At 46.1% G+C, this 19,591-nt stretch carries 15 protein-coding genes; 8 read left to right on the top strand and 7 right to left on the bottom strand.

The annotated features are described in order from the left end of the window. Positions 1–235: 235 nt before the first annotated feature. Together U2F10_RS25050 and U2F10_RS25045 are read left to right on the top strand one after the other, a co-directional pair. Positions 236–448, top strand: coding sequence for a hypothetical protein (locus U2F10_RS25050; protein ID WP_163666140.1), 213 nt, complete (start codon positions 236–238; stop codon positions 446–448). Between the two features lie 735 nt (positions 449–1,183). Continuing rightward, positions 1,184–1,822 (top strand): hypothetical protein, encoded by a 639-nt coding sequence (locus tag U2F10_RS25045; RefSeq protein ID WP_499873618.1) that lies wholly within the window; start codon positions 1,184–1,186, stop codon positions 1,820–1,822. 135 nt (positions 1,823–1,957) lie between these two features. On the opposite strand, the gene U2F10_RS25040 is transcribed toward U2F10_RS25045, so the two are convergent. Both U2F10_RS25040 and U2F10_RS25035 read right to left on the bottom strand, forming a co-directional pair. Then, complete coding sequence (locus U2F10_RS25040; RefSeq protein ID WP_163701206.1) at positions 1,958–2,746, bottom strand: DUF4382 domain-containing protein; 789 nt, start codon at positions 2,744–2,746, stop codon at positions 1,958–1,960. A gap of 136 nt (positions 2,747–2,882) precedes the next feature. Continuing rightward, positions 2,883–3,677: a DUF1838 family protein gene (locus tag U2F10_RS25035; RefSeq protein WP_163701203.1), complete on the bottom strand. Its 795-nt coding sequence runs from the start codon at positions 3,675–3,677 to the stop codon at positions 2,883–2,885. A gap of 473 nt (positions 3,678–4,150) precedes the next feature. On the opposite strand from U2F10_RS25035, the gene U2F10_RS25030 reads away from it, so the two are divergent. Both U2F10_RS25030 and U2F10_RS25025 read left to right on the top strand, forming a co-directional pair. Next, the gene (locus U2F10_RS25030) at positions 4,151–4,372 is read left to right on the top strand and encodes a DUF6737 family protein (RefSeq protein WP_250565892.1); all 222 of its coding nucleotides are present in this window, start codon (positions 4,151–4,153) and stop codon (positions 4,370–4,372) included. Then, positions 4,369–4,746: a DoxX family protein gene (locus U2F10_RS25025; RefSeq protein ID WP_163666130.1), complete on the top strand. Its 378-nt coding sequence runs from the start codon at positions 4,369–4,371 to the stop codon at positions 4,744–4,746. The genes U2F10_RS25030 and U2F10_RS25025 overlap by 4 nt, the downstream gene beginning before the upstream one ends. 104 nt (positions 4,747–4,850) lie before the next feature. Here the strand turns inward: U2F10_RS25025 and U2F10_RS25020 are convergent, their stop codons facing one another. Continuing rightward, the gene (locus U2F10_RS25020; protein ID WP_499873617.1) at positions 4,851–5,888 is read right to left on the bottom strand and encodes a PDDEXK nuclease domain-containing protein; all 1,038 of its coding nucleotides are present in this window, start codon (positions 5,886–5,888) and stop codon (positions 4,851–4,853) included. A 502-nt stretch (positions 5,889–6,390) separates the two neighbouring features. On the opposite strand from U2F10_RS25020, the gene U2F10_RS25015 reads away from it, so the two are divergent. Together U2F10_RS25015 and U2F10_RS25010 are read left to right on the top strand one after the other, a co-directional pair. Continuing rightward, positions 6,391–7,656: a BaiN/RdsA family NAD(P)/FAD-dependent oxidoreductase gene (locus tag U2F10_RS25015; protein ID WP_499873616.1), complete on the top strand. Its 1,266-nt coding sequence runs from the start codon at positions 6,391–6,393 to the stop codon at positions 7,654–7,656. Positions 7,657–8,549: 893 nt separating this feature from the next. Then, positions 8,550–11,543 (top strand): SdrD B-like domain-containing protein, encoded by a 2,994-nt coding sequence (locus U2F10_RS25010; protein WP_499873615.1) that lies wholly within the window; start codon positions 8,550–8,552, stop codon positions 11,541–11,543. Between the two features lie 233 nt (positions 11,544–11,776). Here U2F10_RS25010 and U2F10_RS25005 read toward each other — a convergent pair whose 3' ends face one another. Next, a complete protein-coding gene (locus U2F10_RS25005; RefSeq protein WP_499059741.1) occupies positions 11,777–13,159 on the bottom strand; it encodes a collagen-like protein in 1,383 nt (460 codons plus the stop codon). A 326-nt stretch (positions 13,160–13,485) separates the two neighbouring features. On the opposite strand from U2F10_RS25005, the gene argS reads away from it, so the two are divergent. Beyond that, entirely contained in the window at positions 13,486–15,240 is a 1,755-nt protein-coding gene (gene argS, locus U2F10_RS25000) for an arginine--tRNA ligase (protein ID WP_499873614.1), read from the top strand. 465 nt (positions 15,241–15,705) lie between these two features. Here argS and U2F10_RS24995 read toward each other — a convergent pair whose 3' ends face one another. Further along, positions 15,706–17,046, bottom strand: coding sequence for a CmpA/NrtA family ABC transporter substrate-binding protein (locus U2F10_RS24995; RefSeq protein WP_499873613.1), 1,341 nt, complete (start codon positions 17,044–17,046; stop codon positions 15,706–15,708). Between the two features lie 571 nt (positions 17,047–17,617). Then, positions 17,618–17,854, bottom strand: a complete 237-nt coding sequence (locus U2F10_RS24990; RefSeq protein ID WP_163666117.1) for a hypothetical protein — start codon at positions 17,852–17,854, stop codon at positions 17,618–17,620. A 416-nt stretch (positions 17,855–18,270) separates the two neighbouring features. Here U2F10_RS24990 and U2F10_RS24985 point away from each other — a divergent pair, with 416 nt between their 5' ends. Further along, positions 18,271–18,702, top strand: coding sequence for a hypothetical protein (locus U2F10_RS24985; protein WP_499873611.1), 432 nt, complete (start codon positions 18,271–18,273; stop codon positions 18,700–18,702). Between the two features lie 192 nt (positions 18,703–18,894). Here the strand turns inward: U2F10_RS24985 and U2F10_RS24980 are convergent, their stop codons facing one another. Continuing rightward, positions 18,895–19,344 (bottom strand): cupin domain-containing protein, encoded by a 450-nt coding sequence (locus U2F10_RS24980; protein WP_163666113.1) that lies wholly within the window; start codon positions 19,342–19,344, stop codon positions 18,895–18,897. Between the last annotated feature and the right edge of the window lie 247 nt (positions 19,345–19,591).

Genomic DNA, 19,591 nt, shown 5'->3' with positions numbered 1-19,591 from the left:
GGGCCGAACTGTTGCGGTGCTCCGACTAAAAATTCTAGATGCCCGGTGCAGACTCCGTAATCTGTGAAATGCTTCATTATTTCAGGGCACCCTTTTCTATTCAGACTCTCCCTACAACACACACTCTAGAGCCTCTACCCTACTGGTAGGGGCTTTTTTTAAATTAATGGAACCTGATGCTGGGAAAATATGACTGAATAATTCTGATGATCCACTCAGTTTTAAGGAAAAGACAATGCCCATTGATCCATATGAACCAGAATTAGCAAAACGAAAAACCATACTTGCGATCGCAGATCGTCAGCTAAAGCAAGCGATGTCAGCCTTCTCTAATCTGAACAAAGTAAATTCACAAGAAAAGCTGAATGGAGTGTTAATAGCGCTCAAGGACTATCAGGACGCAGCCAAAGGCGTATCGCAGTGGGTGCAACAAAAACCCCAAAAATAGTGATATCACAACAAGCAACACCATCAACTATCACACTCCATAGAGTTATCTCACTGCTTCACAGGGAAAACAATGACAAATAACAACATTAACGTTTGTATCAGAGAAGAGTTTTTCAAACATTGTCGGAATATCCTAAGGACATGGGCTGAAAGGCTCATGGTCATAACGAAAGGAGGTCTAACAATAGATATCTCGATAGAATCGTTTGACGGGTCAAAGACAGTACCCAAACGAATCACTGACACCTCTTCTCACTTGCAATAGAGAGCCCTGTTTATAGTAGGTTCACCTTACATAAAACAACTCTAATTAGAAGTTGTGTTGAATTTAGAAGAACTCTTCAGTTGATTGTTTTGGGTGCTGTTACACTTTCAAGATTCACTAGACCAATTATCCAGCGTCAGAACTCACTGGACAACGGTGCACTATCTCCTCAGAATCCTTTAGTTAATACTCTATCGGAGCATTTCACAGTGATCGCTGACACATACGACTAAAAATTGATGACTGTGTGAGGAGACGATAGGCTTGTGCTGAAAAAGGGTGTATACAAACCATCGCAACATACAGTGGGTTCGCGGACAAAGCATAGTATGGAATAACCTCCTATAGCGAACCGTATATCTAAGTAGACAGAAACCTGTACTACTTGACCCTTTATATCTAAACCGAAGCCTCCATGTGCCGTCGTGTTCGTGGGGGCTTCATTACGCATAGACTAGGGCAACATCAATGGATATCCAGAAATTAAGAGGAAGTGAGACTAGTGACATACATATTTTGATGACTCTTGTGCGTGCACCGCTTCAATTAGTTGCTGAAACCTTAAACCAGATCAAACAAGTCAAGCATTGGTATACAGATGTTTACGCAACCTCTGTAGATATACCTTCACAGGGTCTCATTCTCATTCAATTTAAGGGACATCCCTGGACAATTATTCGATATCTAAAGGGGCAAACATATTCAGGCTATGAAGAAGATGCCAAACTTCTCTCCAAGAAACTAGCAAGCCAAGCCTTGTATTACTTTAATTGTGATACTTCAGGTGAACTGGTCTACAAGTTTTATGATAATGGTCTTTGTCAAGAAGAGATGATTTGTAGCCATGATGAGGGTTTGACTTTTCGATCAAGCTTAACGTCAACAGAAAAAGAAGATATGGGTAGTCCCTATTTGTTCACTGAAGATTTTTTAGTTGAACAGGATATTTATATTCCTGCCATTTGGATTCCCGACTTATCACCCATGTCTGGGAAAAATTTTCAAGATATAAAACTGGAGTTTTTTGGATTTCTTCCTAATTCTTTGAATGCTGTTAAATTTGAGCGTTCATATTTTGAGCGTGTTGATTACTTCTCCATAAGTTGAGTTATTTTTATTTCAAAGTAAATAGCCCATCAACCTGTTGGAGGCGTTCAGCAGGTTGATGGGCTAGCTTTTTTTAATTACTAAGCAAAAATGGAGGATCACTCACCACGCTACAAATCTGACCCGACAGTCTCCTTAGATTTCCTCTGCGCGGCAGTGTCCCTCTCCTACGTGTCCTAAGCCTTTATAGATGTCGGCGAGCTGAAGTTTCTCCACCTTGGTCAGCCTTGCTTCCAAGTCTTCAGGAGTTACATTAACAACACCATCTTGTGCTAAAGCCGCAAACGGGTCAAATCCCAGCGCCCCGCGATTGAGGACCTCATCTGCAGGTATATCAATATCACCAAACAGATGGTCAAAGTGAAACGTGGCTTCCACATCTGCCGTTCCTTCAGGATCTAAAATCCCTTTACGCTCATCACCAATAAAATCGCCGCAGAAGAATTCTAACGACGGATTCATGGCAATTTCAAAAGGAATGGTTTCACCATCACGGGTTGCTGTTCCGATTAAGACCAAGGATGGTTCCCCCTCTGAAACTAGCTTCCAAGATAGAGCGTTATAGCGACCTGCTGGCGTCTCTACCTGTTTTACCAAAATGGGTGCAGCAGTTGCATCCCCCTCAGCTAGATCCACATTGGCGGCGTCTGCTAGCACAGTATTGGTTTGAGCTGTAATTTCTACATCAGCATCTGGATTAAAAGGAGGCGATGTCTGGTAAGCAACAACATCCTGGATATTGGTATAGGCATGGTCAAACTCAATTTGCCAGCCATCTTTACTAGTAAACCCCTGTCGAATAAAGTCTTCACCATTAGCCCTTAATTCTAGGGTACCGACTTTAGCCTCAGGTGACTGGGTACAAGCAACTCCACCTAACAAGAGTGGGAAAACAGCCACATGCAACAACCAGTTTCTAGACATAGTTCTTCCTCAAACAGCCATCTAATTGAAACGTTGTTACCCTGATCTCTCAATGCCCCCTAGGGGGACAAACGCCTATTATTAGAAATTCTATTCTAAACTCGCCTAATCTCCCTAGCCAGGTCTTGTCGACTTATTATTCAGCCTCCCTAATGGGAAATTCTTCACCTGCTTGATAGGCATCAAAATATTTTTTGAAATAAGTCGTACTGGTAACGTTGGGTTCGTCGATGGTATCTGGGGTGTGCTCATAAATAGGTACACGCTGACGAATTACTTCAATTAATTTTGGATTAAGCTCTTCAAAAGTTTCCACTCGCTGAATGGTGGTTTCAAATCTCAGACGAGCAGGATGCTCATAACCCATCTTCATCCATGGGAGCCAGGGACAATCGCGAGCCCAAAGGGGGGTGGGCGCTGTCACCCCAGGGCGGACAGCGTAGGTTGTGAAATATTCGGTGCCTTGAAATGTAGGCCCAGGGCAGTGTTCGCGATACTGAGGATCGTCAGCCAGGGGATGGGGATAGGTGAGGGGTATCTCCTGGACTTTTTTTAGGTAAGGTTGCCCCGCAGGAATCGTCGTCGTTTTGGGGCTGACATCTCCCTGCACAACTCGGTTGGCAATGGGTACTACGGATACGGGTGGCCGATTGGGAAAGGGTTGCCACTGGGTAAGTACATCGCCAGTGTCTAGATCGCAATAGAGGCCTAGCTCTCGATTAATACGGTGGCCATACTCGCCATTTTCACCAGAGCAAAGGAATACTTTGGTGGCATTCATGCCTGCGATCGCAACTATCTTCTCTAACGGCGCTTCAGGTGACAGTCGCCACCACACCGTTCCCTCCCATCGATAATAAAGCTGCTTACCATGGTAATGACGATAAAAGTCCAGGTTACTGACATCGTAGGCACGATCTAAATCAGTCATCAGTAACATCCCCAAAAAACATCACCCTGAGTTCAGGCTTACCTTAATCCTACCTAGGAAGAAATGAAAAAAGTATCAAGGGCTACCAATAGGGAGCAATTATAAAGAAAATAAGTAATTACACCTATTTGTTATCTTTCCATGGGATTCTTAACTCAAGTTGATAGTTCAACACGTTTCTTCCAGTTGTGAAACATTGAAAGGTACAGATGTTTAGGCAAGAAATGTGAAAGTCAGTGCATTAACCCTTCGTTACCAGGGCAATGCCTGCTGCTGAGCTTCCTAGGTTTTGCTAGTGTCTGTCGATGCTGGCAATTTCAGAACCGGGGTTGTCTGTTTTATGATGGGCAGCTCCTGGGGTGGGTTAACAAGGAGCGGGCGAGACAGCTTTACGCTGTTTCAACCGCTTTTTTTTTGCCATAGCGGTCAGCAGCCCAAGCTACCCTAAGCATGTGTGGTGTCTTGAGTTATCCATGGAAACATCCAAAAATCCCCAATCCCTATGGCAGCTAAAACCTTGGTGGTGCCAACCATGGTCCATCGTTTTAACTGGCCTGGCTATCCCTACAATTAGCTGGACATGGCTGCATCGCTGGTGGATTACAACACCTGTTGCATTCGTGATTTTCGTCTGGTGGTATTTGTTTTTATATTTAGTCCCAAAGCAATACAAAACCACCCAATCTGACCTATGAAGTATCTACCCCTTGCCGCCCGTGTTTGCTTAGCGCTGATCTTTCTAAAAGCAGGCATTAATCATCTGATGGGCTTTTCTGATTTTGCTGACATGCTGGGTCAGCGTTTGCCCCTTGGCAGTCTATTAGCGGCTGCAACCATCACTTTTCAGCTCCTGGGGAGCCTGTCATTACTCCTGGGTTACAAGACCAAAATTGGCGCACTGCTGCTGGTTCTGTTTCTAATTCCAGCGTCGCTCATGTTTCACAATTTCGTAGCAGACCCTACTCAGATCAATTCATTTCTCAAGAACTTAGGCCTGATCGGTGGACTGCTCATGGTGATTGATGCTGGTGCAGGGGCTGTGAGTTTAGATAGAGCCCTCAAACATTAGTCTTTTGAATTTTGAGTGTTGGGTTTTCTAGGGGTTAACCATACGGCCCTGAACCATAGTCTGATACGACATCCTGACTGATAGGGTCAGAGTCCACGACTCACTCAACTCGTCCCAGGGAGTTGCGCATTGTCCAATTGTTGCTCCAGTTCTTCTACGGTGGGTAGCGTCCCTTGCAAATCCGCCGGTAGCTCACGCCCCAGCCGATGGGTGGCCACACCCATCGGCTTGTTGACATCCCGCAAAGAATACTCCGCCACCGTCGCATCATTAGACTTGCACAAAATCATGCCAATCGTAGGCTGGTCATCTGCATGACGCAGCAGATCATCGACTGCCGAGACAAAGAAGTTCATCTTGCCGGAAAACTCCGGTTCAAACTCACCTAGCTTCAGGTCAATCACCACAAAGCAGCGTAGCTTCAGGTGGTAAAACAGCAAATCAATGGCATACTCCTTGCTACCCACCTGGATGGGATATTGGCTACCCACAAAGGCAAAGCCCACACCTAGCTCTAGCAAAAAATCTCGAATGTGGCCTAACAAAGATTGCTCCAGGTCCCGCTCTTGAGCATCGGCTGCCAGGGTTAGAAAGTCAAAATTGTAGGGATCTTTAATGAGATTTTTAGCCAGATCGGACTGGTCCGGCGGCAGCGTACGCTCAAAATTGTTGATGGCTGCGCTTTTCTGATGGTGTAGCCCCTGATCAATCTGCATAAGCAGCACATTGCGACTCCAGCCATGCTCAATGGTCTGGCGCGCATACCAAAGACGCTCTTCAGGATCTTTGAGGGCATCCAACAGTCGCACATTATGGCCCCAAGGAATTTGTGAGAACACCTGGTGCACCAGCTGAGCATCAGGGTAGGCATCGGCAAAGGAACGCATGTACTTGAGGTTACGGGACGAAAAGCCAGTCATTTCAGGAAAGTCGCGTTTGAGGTCTTTAGCAAGGCGATCAATGACTTTAGTGCCCCAACCTTCTTGCTGTTGGCGGTCTAAAATTTCGCGTCCAATCTGCCAATAGAGCAGAATCAATTCTTGATTGACGGCTAAGGCTGCCTTAACCTGGGCCGAACGAATACGATCCTTGAGGGATTGTAAAAATCGGCGGTAGTTATCGGGTGACAGGGAATTAGCCATGGGCGGCAAGCGAAGAGCAGGCTTTGGCGTCAAATTTAGCTCACTATAGCCCCGCTGGCTTCGACTTCGCTCAGCCCGCAGCCACGTCTGCGTTTTGACTGAGACAAGTTAGCGGCCTGTCTGCATTGACTGAGCAAAACGGATCTGATCTTGAGTAGCCATGGTTCATCTGTTACGTTTTGAAATAATTTATATTTTTTGTAACGATAACCCCAATAAAGAAATTGGCTGCCCAAAACCCTTAAGGTCTTAGACAGCCAAGGCAATCATCACTATTTAGCATCCTGACTTCTACTAAAGAAATCTGAAATGCCTTCACATTCATTAATATAAGCTAATAAAAGTACAAAATGTAAATTTTCTTATGAATGAGGGTAAATTTCATCAATGCATCCCATGTCCCATGGATACCCTCGACCCACCAGGCAACAAAAACGATGAAAAACCATGTAGGGTGGTCAATGCCTGACATCTACAGAAACATTGTCCGTCAGAGTAAGCCTTGCCCACCATTGTTAGGTATAGCCAGAGCGTGGAAAAGCAACGAGTAATAGTCATTGGCGGCGGTGCAGCAGGTTTTTTTGGCGCGATCGCAGCCGCCCATGCCACCCCCAACGCCATCGTCACCCTTTATGAAGCCGGTCCCGAGTGTCTAGCCAAGGTGCGCATCTCCGGCGGTGGCCGCTGCAACGTCACTCACCACTGCTTTGAACCTAGCCAACTGGTGCAGAACTATCCCCGTGGCGGCAAAGCATTGCGCGGCGCATTTTCTCGGTTTCAGCCCCAAGACACTGTTGACTGGTATCGCAACCATGGCGTCAAACTCAAAACAGAAGCGGACGGACGCATGTTTCCCGTGACCGATGACTCTGCCACCATCGTCGATTGCTTGATAAAAACTGCCCTGAAAGCAGGCATCATCATCAAAACTCGCTCGCCTGTGAAACAGGTAAGCGCAACAGAACCAGGTTTTTTAGTGGGGCTAAAGGAGGGCAATGTGAAGTGCGATCGCATCCTCCTGGCCACCGGCAGTAGTCCCCAGGGACACCGCATTGCCAAAAGTCTGGGCCACACCATTGAGCCACCGGTTCCCTCTCTGTTTACATTCACCATTAAAGATGCCGCCTTAAGGCAGCGCAGCGGCCTCTCCATGGACCCCGTAGAGGTAAAACTCAAACTGCCGGGCCAAAAGAAACCCCTTTCCCAAACAGGTCCAGTGCTGATCACCCATTGGGGTCTCAGCGGCCCAGCCGTTTTGAAACTATCGGCCTGGGGTGCGCGTGCCCTCCACGGGCAGAGATATAAAGGCACTGTGCTGATTAATTGGTTGCCCCAGCTGACACAGGATAATGTGCGAGCACTGCTGCACACTGCTAGGGAGGAAGGGGGGAAACGTGCGATCGCAAATCACAATCCCACACCGGCCCCCAAACGTCTTTGGACCTATTTTGTCCAACGCGCTCAAATTGATCCCCAAGCCCAATGGACAACATTGTCTAACAAAGCCATCAACAAACTCACCCAAGAGCTCTGCCAAGGAGAATACTTCCTCCAAGGCAAGGGCGTATTCAAAGAAGAGTTTGTCACCTGCGGCGGCGTTCGCCTCAAAGAGATTAACTTTAAAACCATGGAAAGCCGCCTCTGCCCTGGACTCTTCTTTGCAGGAGAGATTCTAGATATTGATGGCATTACCGGTGGTTTCAACTTCCAAAGTGCCTGGACAACAGGTTGGCTAGCAGGCCATGGGATCAATTCGTCACACCTTTGATGGCCCATACGCATTCAAATATGCATGCAACGCAAATATCATAGATAATCAACCTATAAGCACGATTCAAAAGGCACCATTAATTCAACATTACAAAAACAGAGATTTTTCCGGTTGAAGAAACACAGCAACTTAGCACGAGAAATGGTTAACATCTTGCCATTCAAATCAGTAGAAACAACTTTAATTGCTGAGTTCACAAAAGAATCAAAATACTTTGTAGTGTATTAAAAGATCTGAATACAGGAAACATTTACCCCCAAAGCCTTTTCAAAGATCAATATTATCTTCTTTGAAGACTGTATCCTTCATAAATAGACGAACCGAAGCAAACCAAATTTTGTTGTTGAGTTCATAGAGGAACCACTTATGCTTCGTATTATATTTAAAGAGTTACATACAAATAACCATTATATTAGTGATGTGACAGCGAAACAGTTACTATGCTCCAAGTGCACATAAACAAGATAAAACAAAGGATGTCAACAACTTTCTTTGCGTTCGAACACCTCATTACCAGCATACAGCTTCAAATTCGTGCATATCTTGTTTATTGCCACAGCATATGCAACAACTATATCTTTGAGTCTTAGGGGGACCTCCATAAGATTCAGAAACTGACAGAGTTTCTACGTCCTGGCATGGTTAGCTTTAGTTATCGTTAAAGCCCATTTTCCAGATTATTTAAATCTGCAATAGCTTCTCAATGGGCATCTGCCAATGTTGAAGAAGTTAACTGATCTGCCTGCCAAAAATACAAGGTTGCATCTCGTTGTTGAGCTGAATTGGCGGACCTTCTTTTGCCTGACCCAGTAGTAGGTGTAAGCCGTCAATAACTGTTTTCGCTTCACCATCTTGCTAGCAAATTCAACACACCAAGGAACACGATTTAAATGGATATCAAATCTCTAGGTGCTGCTTTGCCTGAGCAGCTAACATTGAAGGCTATCAATCGTATTCACCGTCACTATAGTGATCCTAACGATCCTAACGATTCAACATATGTGGATCTTGTGATTGAAGATGGGGGTGTCTTAAATGGCACATACGGTGGCTTTTGTATCGATAGCGACCGAGATATTGGGTTTGGTGTAGATGAAAACTTCAACGGTATCATCGATGCCAACACCAATGAAGTGGGGAGTAGCTATTCTGCCAAAGTTTATTCCAGCTACGAACCCTTACCCGATGAATTAGTGGGTCAGGGTCTCATCGAAAAACCTGAAAATCTAGACTTACTAAACTGGATTATCAATCAGGATTTTACTCAGCAAACCTCTCCTAGTGGTTCTGGGAATTACACTTGGGCAGACCTACAGAGGGCTGTTTGGACATTAATTGATGATGAAAACTCTACCGCTGGTGGCATTGGTGAAGAAGGGGACTACTGGCAACAGGAACGAGTAGATGAGATTGTTGCAGCAGCTCGTGCCAATGGTGAGGGGTTTGTTCCGAGCTATGGTCAAAAAATGGGGATTATTATTGTTCCCGATACAGATGGTGATGGTGCACCTGATGCACAGGTCCAGTTTGCGGCTATTGAGCTAGCCAAGCTAGGCGATAAAGTATTTGTTGACAGCAACCGTAATGGCATTCAAGATGCGACAGAAGTGGGGGTTGCAGGAACAACCGTCAATCTACTAACCGATGTTGATGGTGATGGCACTATAGAAGCTGATGAGGTGATCGACTCTACCACGACTGATAGCAATGGTGAGTATCATTTCACCGTTGTTGCTGGTGATTATAAAGTTCAGTTTGAAACACCTGATGGATTTGAATTTACCGATGCCAACACCGGTAATGATGCCCTGGATTCAGATGCAGATACAACCACAGGTCTTACTCACAAAATCACCCTAGACCCTGGTGAGTACGACAGCACCATTGATGCAGGAATTGTATCTGAAGCAACTGCAAGCCTGGGCGATCGCGTTTGGTACGACACCAATAAAAATGGCATACAAGATGCGGGTGAACAAGGCGTTGCAGATGTCAAAGTCACCCTGACGGGCGGTGGTGCAGATGGCATCATTGGGAATGCTGACGACACCACGGCTGAAACTGTCACTGATGCTAACGGCAATTACGCTTTCACAAACCTCAATGCGGGTGAAGAATATAAAGTCACATTCTCTCACTTACCCCAGGGTTATACATTTACCCAAGCTAATGCTGATGACATGACAACAGAAGAAGTCGTCTTTGAGTCCAGCTTTGAAAGCGTCAGCAATGGCAGTTTTATTAAAGCACCCCTAGAAGGATGGCGGTCAAAAGACGGTTATCTTGAGCTGCACTATAACCACTCAGCAGATGGGAACAACCACATCGAGCTGAATGATGACAGACTGAATTATTACAATGATACCAGTCAAATTTATCGGAATATTGCGACTGAAACAGGCAAGCAATATACCCTCACATTCCAGTCAGCAGCCCGACCAGGGTACAATGCCGATGTCAATGCCCTAGAGGTTCGTTTAGATGGTGCAACACTTCTAGAGGTCAAAGAAGATGGCACTCAGAGTTCAGGGCTCAACTGGAAAACCTATACCGTTACATTTGAGGGTGACGGTACCACAAAACAGCTGGAATTTTTATCCACTGGTATCGCTCAAAACTATGGTCGTGGAGCCCGTTTGGATGACATTAAGTTGGTTGCTAGCAGCGGCAGCAACAACGATGCTATTGATTCCGACGCTAATCCTGACAATGGCATGACTCAAATAGTCACCTTAGCCGCTGGTGAACATAACTCCACCTTAGATGCAGGGTTAGTGAAAACAGCAGTCTGTGCCAAGTTAGTAGGTACAGAGGGTATCAATGAAGGCAAAAAAGGACGTTACTTTGTTGAACTCGATGGTGTTAGTGATGTTGATCGCTATTTCACAGTTCAAGTAAACAGTGGCTCTGCCAAAATGACGACTGATTACCGTGCAGGTTATCAAGACATCATGTGGGGTGGCTATTACGATACTCGTAACCGCTGGGGTCGGGTGATTAAAAAGACCTATGGTTATATCGCCCAAGGTCGCGCTGGTTACACCGGGGACGATCGTAAAGCCATTGGCCCTGGCGATGCTAGCTGGGACTATACAGTCTATGACCAGAATGGTCATAAAGACTACGATGGCGTGATTCAGGTTAAAGTCGCTGCCGGTCAAACCAAGTCTGAAACCTTCCATGTGCAAACCTGGAAGGAAAAAGTCACCGTTGATTGGGATGCCCCCACGCGCAATGGTTACTATGAGGGTACTGAACGTTTTTCGGTTAGTCTGGTATCCGGTGATGCTGACAAGCTATGTGGCGATCATATCGATGTTTCGATTCGCGATCGCACCCACTACGACTTCTTTAGCCCCATTGCCCTTGATCTGAATGGTGATGGCGTTCAAACCACTGCTATGGGTGCAACAATTGGGACCTTTGACCTTTTAGGCACAGGCACTGCCATTGAATCTGGCTGGCTCTCCGGTGCTGATGCATTCCTCGCCGTAGATAACAACGGGAATGGCATCATTGATGATATTTCTGAGTTGTTTGGTGGTGAAGTGGGTGAAGGTTTTGCCAAACTACAGACATTTGACACCAATGGTGACGGTCTCATTGGTAATCAAGAGATTCTTACGGGTGGCATAATTCTTTGGCAAGATGCCAATGAGAACCACACAACTGATAAGGGAGAACTGATTACCCTAGGCTCTCAAGGTATTACCAGCCTCAACACCAGCTTTGAAGAAACCCCTGTATATCAGCACGGTAACGTTCTGATTGAACACGGTTCTGCTAACAAAGTGGACGGCAGTCAGATTGACATGGTAGATGCCTACTTCCAGGTTCCTGCAACAGCCAGTAATCATGCTGAGACCATGACTAGTCTTGGATAATTAGTCAGGCACAGGCAAGCCCATCAATCGGCTGTGACCTTTATAGCAAACCGCTGACTGCATATCTCCAAAGGAGAGGCTGCAGCAACAGCGGTTTGCTGTGCCCATAGCTGTTACCACCTAATGCTTCAGCAATTATCTATGGCTGAACTATGGGTGCCAAGCGATGCTAACCCGACAAGAACAACAACCCTAAACTATCCGTCTCTTTTGCAAGGTAGTATCCAGAGTGACTAAATTTGTCCCTTCCAGGTCAATGTCTGCTCTGCAACATTACTCCCATAGGAACGAATAATCTTGAGCTCCACTTGAGCCCGGGTGCCGCCGCTGAGAAGCTGGGAGGCAATGGGCAATCGTCCCAGGGCTAAGGTAAACCGATTATGGTCCTGTTGCACCAGGTCATCTGGTACAGGACCGTCAAACTCTACGTCATAGCGGCGACGGCGACCGTCATCGCCTGAGGTGCTATAGCGAACTTCAAAGCGTGTGTCTAACACATCAGAACGCTGGGCCAGATCAACCACGTTCACTTCAAAGGTACGACTGCGGCCATCAACGCGGCCCATGGCAAGCTGGGTTACGTCCGCCACAGGCACAATGCCATCTACTCGGTAAGTAGTTAGGGTCTCTTGTTCTACGGTCTCTCCCAATAGCCAATACTCTTCAGGAAAATCAATATCGACTTGACCATTGGGTCGTAATGTTAAATCTATCGTTTCAGTAAAGGCTTGCAAGTCTTGGGAAGCCTGCCAATCAAGGGTAAATTGTCGATCAATAAATCCTTTATAGGCCTGATATTCATCGGCAATGACAGACCCAGGAGCCAGCAGGTTTGTCGATCCTCTGCGGGTCTCCCACAGGTTACGGGACAAAGTAACGGTTTTATTCGCCAGACTGGAAACTGCATGGGACTGTTCAGGATTTGCTTGGGGTAAGGGCTCTAATTGATTGATGAGGACCAGCTTGCCGATGTTGCCCGCTGTGCCGTCGGCACCGTTGCGGCCATCTGCACCATCGCGGCCATCATTACATTCGTACTCTTCTTCTCGGCAGGTGCCGTTTTCACAAACTTTAACGGTCCAGCGTTCGTCGTCACATTCACAACCATAGGTACCATCACCACCACGACCACCACGTCCACCGCGTCCCCCGCCTGCCATTGCTAAAACCTGTCGTAGGTGACTGGGGTCAGTGTATTGAACCGTCAAGGTACCGCCATTGCCACCACGACCGCCATTGCCACCATGACCGCCATTGCCACCATCGGCAGCATTCAAATCATGGCGCTCATCGCGGGGCTGACGTCGACACCGCAACCACTCAGCGTTTTCACCAAAGCCACCGTCTTCTCCATCGGTCCCGGATAGATTCAAATTCAGGGGTTGCCCCGTTGCTCGAACGGTTTGGTCAGCGCCATCCCGACCATTACGACCGGCTCTACCATCCCGGCCATGCCGACCATCACGGCCAAATTCCCTGGTACTCCTGGCCAATGCAGCTGTGCCACAGACATCCATAGCAGCCAAAGACACCCAACTGGTCAACGTCAGGGTGCTCGCTGTTAATGCCGTCAAACTCAATCGCCATAAATAAGGAAAACCAGAAAACATAGTCATGGGGCAATACTCAACAAAGATCCTGTCACAGGGGGCTGACAGCCACGTAGCCAGGTATGATCACAGACCACAATGTCAATGCGACGTATTCCTGGGCAAATGGCTGTTACTCCCAGATAAACCAACATAAATACGCTTGACAACCCCCTATAGGCCAAAGTTTTTTCCGACTACGAATGAATGATGTAGCGCAATGTGTAAGAGGAGTTGATAGGCTATAGGTTGCTTGCACATCACATTGGCTTTGCCAGCCAGAGGTTGCAGCCTAAGGGTTCAGGGGTCTTCATGCTCCTGACCAATCTGAAACACGTTACAAATTGGTGTCCATGTTATCCACCCTCGACGATCTAAAACATCGCCTGCAAACAGCCCTTGTGAGTGCTTTTGGCCCCGATTTGGAAGGTACCGATCCGGTCCTGGTGCCGACGAATAATCCTAAATTTGGTGACTATCAAGCTAATGTGGCCATGTCACTGGCTAAGCGATTGAAAGACAAGCCGCGTGCGATCGCAACCAAAATTGTCGAAAACCTTACCCTCGACGACCTTTGCGAAGAGCCCCAAATTGCTGGGCCTGGTTTTATCAACCTCAAGTTCAAAACCGAGTACCTGCAAGCACAGCTCAAGACGGTTTATACAGACGATCGCCTGGGCGTCCCCACTGCCGACCCAGGTCAGCGGACCATTGTTGATTTCTCTAGCCCCAACATCGCCAAAGAAATGCACGTGGGCCACCTGCGCTCCACCATCATTGGCGAATGTATCGCCCGCACCCTAGAATTTCTTGGCCATGATGTATTGCGCTTAAACCACGTGGGCGACTGGGGCACCCAGTTTGGCATGCTGATCACCCATCTGAGGGATGTATGCCCTGAAGCGATCACCGAATCATCCTCAGTGGATATCGGTGATTTAGTAGAGTTTTACAAACAAGCCAAAAAGCGCTTTGACGACGATGAAGACTTTAAAACCACGTCTCGCGAAGCCGTTGTTGATCTCCAGTCCGGAGAAGAAAATGCCCGAAAAGCATGGCAGCTCCTCTGTGAACAATCCCGAAAAGAGTTTCAAAAGATTTATGATCGCTTAGATATTACCATTCAAGAGCGAGGAGAATCTTTTTATAATCCCTTACTTGAAAATGTTGCCAAAGATCTTAAGTCTCTTAACTTGTTAGAAGAAGACCAGGGTGCCCAGGTTGTTTTCCTAGAAGGATTTACCAATAAAGATGGTAATCCTCAACCATTGATTGTGCAAAAGTCTGATGGCGGTTTTAACTACGCCACCACTGACCTTGCCGCTATCCGCCAGCGCACCATCGACGAAAAAGCTCAGCGAGTCATCTACATTACCGATGCAGGACAGGCAAACCATTTTGCCCAAGTCTTCCAAGTAGCCAATCGTGCCCATTGGATCCCCGCAGGTGTGGACCTAGTGCATGTCCCCTTTGGCCTGGTTAAAGGAGAAGATGGTAAAAAACTGAAAACCCGTTCCGGTGAAACCGTTAAGCTCAAGTCCCTGCTAGATGAAGCTGTCACCCGAGCAGAAACAGATTTACAAACACGGATTACCGAGGAAAACCGGGACGAATCGGCAGAGTTTATCCAAACGGTGTCTACGGCTGTGGGTATCGGTGCCGTTAAGTATGCCGACCTCAGCCAAAACCGCACCAGTGATTACATTTTCAGCTTTGATAAAATGCTGGCCCTCCAGGGAAATACAGCACCTTACATGCTCTATGCCTATGTAAGAGTCCAGGGCATTAGCCGCAAGGGCAACATCGACTTTACTCAGTTAGGCGATGCCCCTATTTTCCTGGAGGATGACTCAGAACTGGCCCTAGCCAAACATCTATTAGAACTTGACACAACCGTGATGGAAGTAGCGCGCGATCTATACCCAAATCGATTGTGTCAGTATCTATTTGAACTCAGCCAAAAGTTTAACCAATTCTATGATCGATGCTCAGTGCTACAGGCAGAAGAACCGCAGCGGACTTCGCGCTTAATGCTGTGTGATCTGACGGCTCGTACCCTTAAACTAGGACTTTCACTCCTGGGCATGCCAGTATTGGAACGCATGTAGTCTGTATGTACAGACGTCAAGCAGGGGGCTAAATAGGTAAGTTCCGTGAGTAATACAGTCGCAATCTTCCGTGGTGTCTGTAGTTTCACCTATCGAAGCTGTTCTGCTTTCAGATTCTTCTATGAAGAACCTGAAACAGCAGGACATGAGAAAAGGGGAGAAGTTATGGAGTCCGGTGCTTCTAGGAGACGCTTCTCCCCAAACTTTGTAAACCCAGAGGGAGGGTAAATTCTTTATATTCAGCTGGATGCTAGGCCACTTACCTAAACAGATGTTTCACTCAATTACTGTTCCTCTGTAATTACCTATGCAACAATAAAGTCGCGCCACAATAACAAACTATTGAGATATGCAGTCGCATCTGATTAACCATCATGATTAAATTATCTCCCTGGTTGACTATAGAACACGTAAAACAAAAATCTCCCAGTCTAAATGCTGGGTTTAAGAGACTTCAGACACCCATTAGATCCGCTTGATTGTCAAACTATCCAAATAAGCTTGAGGATTAGTAGGATCAAACTTAATGCCATCAAAAAAGGTTTCAACACCACGGGACGTGTCACTGGGAATACCGTCAAATCCAGCTTCCTGGGCTGCTTCTCGCCAAATATCTTCCCGATTCACCTGATCAATGATCCGCTGAATCGTATCAAAATCACTAATGAAATTCTGATGGAATCCCCAGCGTAACATCTCAGTCAAAAACCACAGATCATGACTCTTGTATGGATATGAGACATTACCTCTGGGGTCAGTCCAGTAAAGGGGACCCACATTGACATCCTTAAAATCTGCCTTAGCATCACCCATCGCATAGCCACCTTCATAAGGGGGCGTTAGAATATCCACCGAGACGTTGAAATAATTACGACCAGAACAAATCCGCACTAGCTCAGGACGATTCGCTGGATCATCAGACCATTGCTGTGCTTCCATCAGACCTTTTAGCAATGCCTTTGTGGCGTTGGGATTAGCATCAACCCAGTCCGCCCGCAGTGCCAGATACTCTTCCGGATGAAATCCCCATAATTCATGGGTGAGACAAGACATAAAGCCAATCTTGTCAGTAACAATACGATAAGGCCATGGATCACCGGTACTAAAAGCATCCATCGTTCCATTACGCAGCCCTTTTACTGTCTCAACAGGGGGTACAGTCAATAAATCAATATCGTTATCAGGGTCTACTCCTCCAGCTGCAAACCAGTAACGAATCCAGAAGTCTTGATTTACATTGGGGAACGTATGGGCGGCCTTAAATTTACGACCTTCATTGCTGGGAAAACTCTTAATATAGTCAGCTGCTCCCGAGATATCCACACCTAAGCCTTGCCCTTCATGGATACCGGAAATAGCAATACCATTGCCCTGAGTATTAAGCTGGGCCAAAACATACATGGGCACTTTTTGCCCATTGGTGATAATCCCTTCACTAATTAAATGAGGCATGGGCATCTGCCACTGACCACCGTCAATACCACCCCCTTCTGAACCAATTGTGACGTTATTCCTTGCTGCAGACCAGGTCGCTTGCTTAGAGAGTTCTACATCAGTCATCCCATATTTAGCAAAAAATCCCTTCTCTTGAGCGATAATCATCGCTGCTGATTCCACAATAGGAATATACCCGAGTTTGACAGCAGTCGTTTCTGGGGCATCTCTTGTTGCTACAGGAACAGGCACGTTAGCTGTTTCTGAGGAGGGATTACCGACACAGCTTTTTAGCAGCACGGCACCTGCTGTTGATGCACCTGTAGTGTACAAAAATTTCCGACGAGAGACCCTTTTAGTAAAATCCGTCATCAATACCTCCTTTTATCCAACAATCTTGGACAATATGTTCGACATTTGAACAGATCCAAAAATCCTTAAATAAACACACATGCAAAGGCTGCAAGAGCCTTTAACAGATCAGTAAGGGCACCCGACAATCAGATTGCAACTAGCCACCAACAGCTCAATGAAGTATGTACTACTAACAACAGCTATTGAATAGATCTAAATCTATGAGACTTAAATCTTTGATATACATAATTCTATACTTAAACCATCAAAAAACAACCTCTGTTCGTATTAATCACAAATAAATTGTTAAAACTCAATTACAAGGTTTGCTTATAGATCAATACAAACACTTTTTGTTTGATTATAGAAAAATAAAGGTACCACCGCGAATAAAATAGACTCTAATCTATGATAACAAAAGATTTCACCCTCTAAAACTACGAATTATCAGTAGGTAAGCTCTTGCGCAGTCAAAAAAAGGACAGGAATGAGCGGCAACTCCCTGTCCTTAAAATTGAAATATTTTCCAGTGCGCGATCGCAAACAAAAGAGAAATATCTATCCTTTCCCAAACGTAGAAGCAATGCGACTAGTCCACCTGCCAAGCGGGCGTATGCTTTTGATTACTGTAATTATCAGACATGGGTGTAGGCGTTGCAGGTGGGCGCGCGAGATTAAAATGAGCAATAGATAATAACAAACCTGTACAACAGCCTAAGAAAAACAGCCAGCCGTGGGACGCATCAAAGACCCACAGAAGCTTACGATTTTGCCCATATACGTGAACAATCCAGGGTTCTGCAATAGATTCTCCCAGTTTTCTCATTACCAGTTCTCCCAAATAATAATGTAGTAACGTAAATCTCAACCATTGAGAAGTTCAACAAGATGACAAGAGCTTACTAAGTCAACCATAGGCAGGGATTACACTTGAAAACAACAATTCTGAAGGTGAAGTATAAAGATTGGACAAATGAGACGCTTTTGTTGTGAGTTGCGCCTACCTTAATAAGATGCAAGTGATGAACAAGGAATGTCAAATATTCATATGCAAATCTGCGTATAAGCGATCACTATCATTAAAGTAGGGTTCACGATACCCTCGCTTTCTCCTGCTCACAGGTTTTAATTGGGCTGAACACTTGCTCCATAACTTAAAAATGAAAGCTATTAATAACAGTGCGGATTTAATTTGTATAGGATGTATCCTGTAGCAGGTCCCTATCTTCGAAAAATCCTGCTATGAAGCGAATTATCCTATCTTCTAGCTTAATCTTAAGCACAGTTCTCGGTATCACAGGAGCGGCTAATGCCCAGGTTCCAGCTGTAGACGTGCAAGCTTCCACTGAAACAGCCTGCTCTTCTACAACACAAGCAGAGCAGATAGCACTGAACGCCGCCAAGAATGAAGCTCGGCAAATGGCAGAGTTCACGAACGGTGGCTTAAATTATTATCGTGCTGAACGCGCTATGCATGGCGCTGCAATCGAATCTCCCTGCGAAGTAATTGCCCCAGAAACATGGCGATTCACCATCAGAGGGGGCGACCCAACTGACGTTGTTCTTTCAGAAGAATATACAACTGTCAGCATTGTGACGGTGCAAGGTACTGGTAGCGATCGCACAATCACCTTAGACTACAATGGCCCCGTTGAAGAGTATGGCCAGCAGTAGTTTTTAGCACAACGGCAGTGATCGTTTATCTACTTCAACAAGAACTTCACTGCCGCTATCCCTCACATACCCAAACAATCAAGCATCTTTCTGCCAGGGCATTAAAAGCCATTTCTGCTGCGGCAAGATCTGCCATAGTAACCATCAGAGAGGGTCCTTTAGCCTCTTCATAATTACCTGGCATTGACTGATCTACACCAACTTAGACAAACCTGGCTCAAGCCTTAGCAATGCTTGAGCAGTCCCTGAATCCGGCACGATTAACTCAAAGTCTTCAAACTCAAATCCAGGCGCAACCGAGCACCCTACAAGCACGCGATCTTTGATAGGAACAGCAGCCTGCCAGTAGCCCGCTGGAATCACATGGCAGAAATTCATGGACTTCGCTGAGAGTTCAATGGCATCAATGGTGGATGCACGACCGTCCCATTGGTACAAAAACACTCCTTCCCCCTGATAAAGGTTCCACACCTCGTCATTGCTTACACGATGAAAGCGACTGACCTCATAGGGCTCCAGAGAAAAATAAATATGGGTAAGGGCAGTTCTCGTTTTGTCAGTGGCGGTAACTATCGTTGCAGAACGGTAGACCTCAAGATAACGACCACCTTCAGGATGGTCTAACAGGTCAGTATATTTCATGGGCAAACATAGAAATCTAATGCTGTATACGTAAGTGGATACTCAGGACTACTCTAGCAACCGTGACGTCACTATCATCAGCCCTGTGTGCAAAACTCACAAACAGACGAGCATATGCACCCACCCTTAGCACTGGTTAGCGCCGCTCCCTGATTACATTCGCTGAAACGAGGCAACATTAGACTTGCCTATAAAACGCTATCCATGCATTGCTGCTACGTCCTAGAGATACGCCACCAGTATCAGG

The sequence above is a fragment of the Leptothoe sp. EHU-05/26/07-4 genome (assembly GCF_043421015.1).
Lineage (GTDB): Bacteria > Cyanobacteriota > Cyanobacteriia > Phormidesmidales > Phormidesmidaceae > Leptothoe > Leptothoe turfae.
The sequence above is the reverse complement of the archived record's forward strand: the minus strand, read 5'-3'. Positions and strand labels throughout refer to the sequence as shown.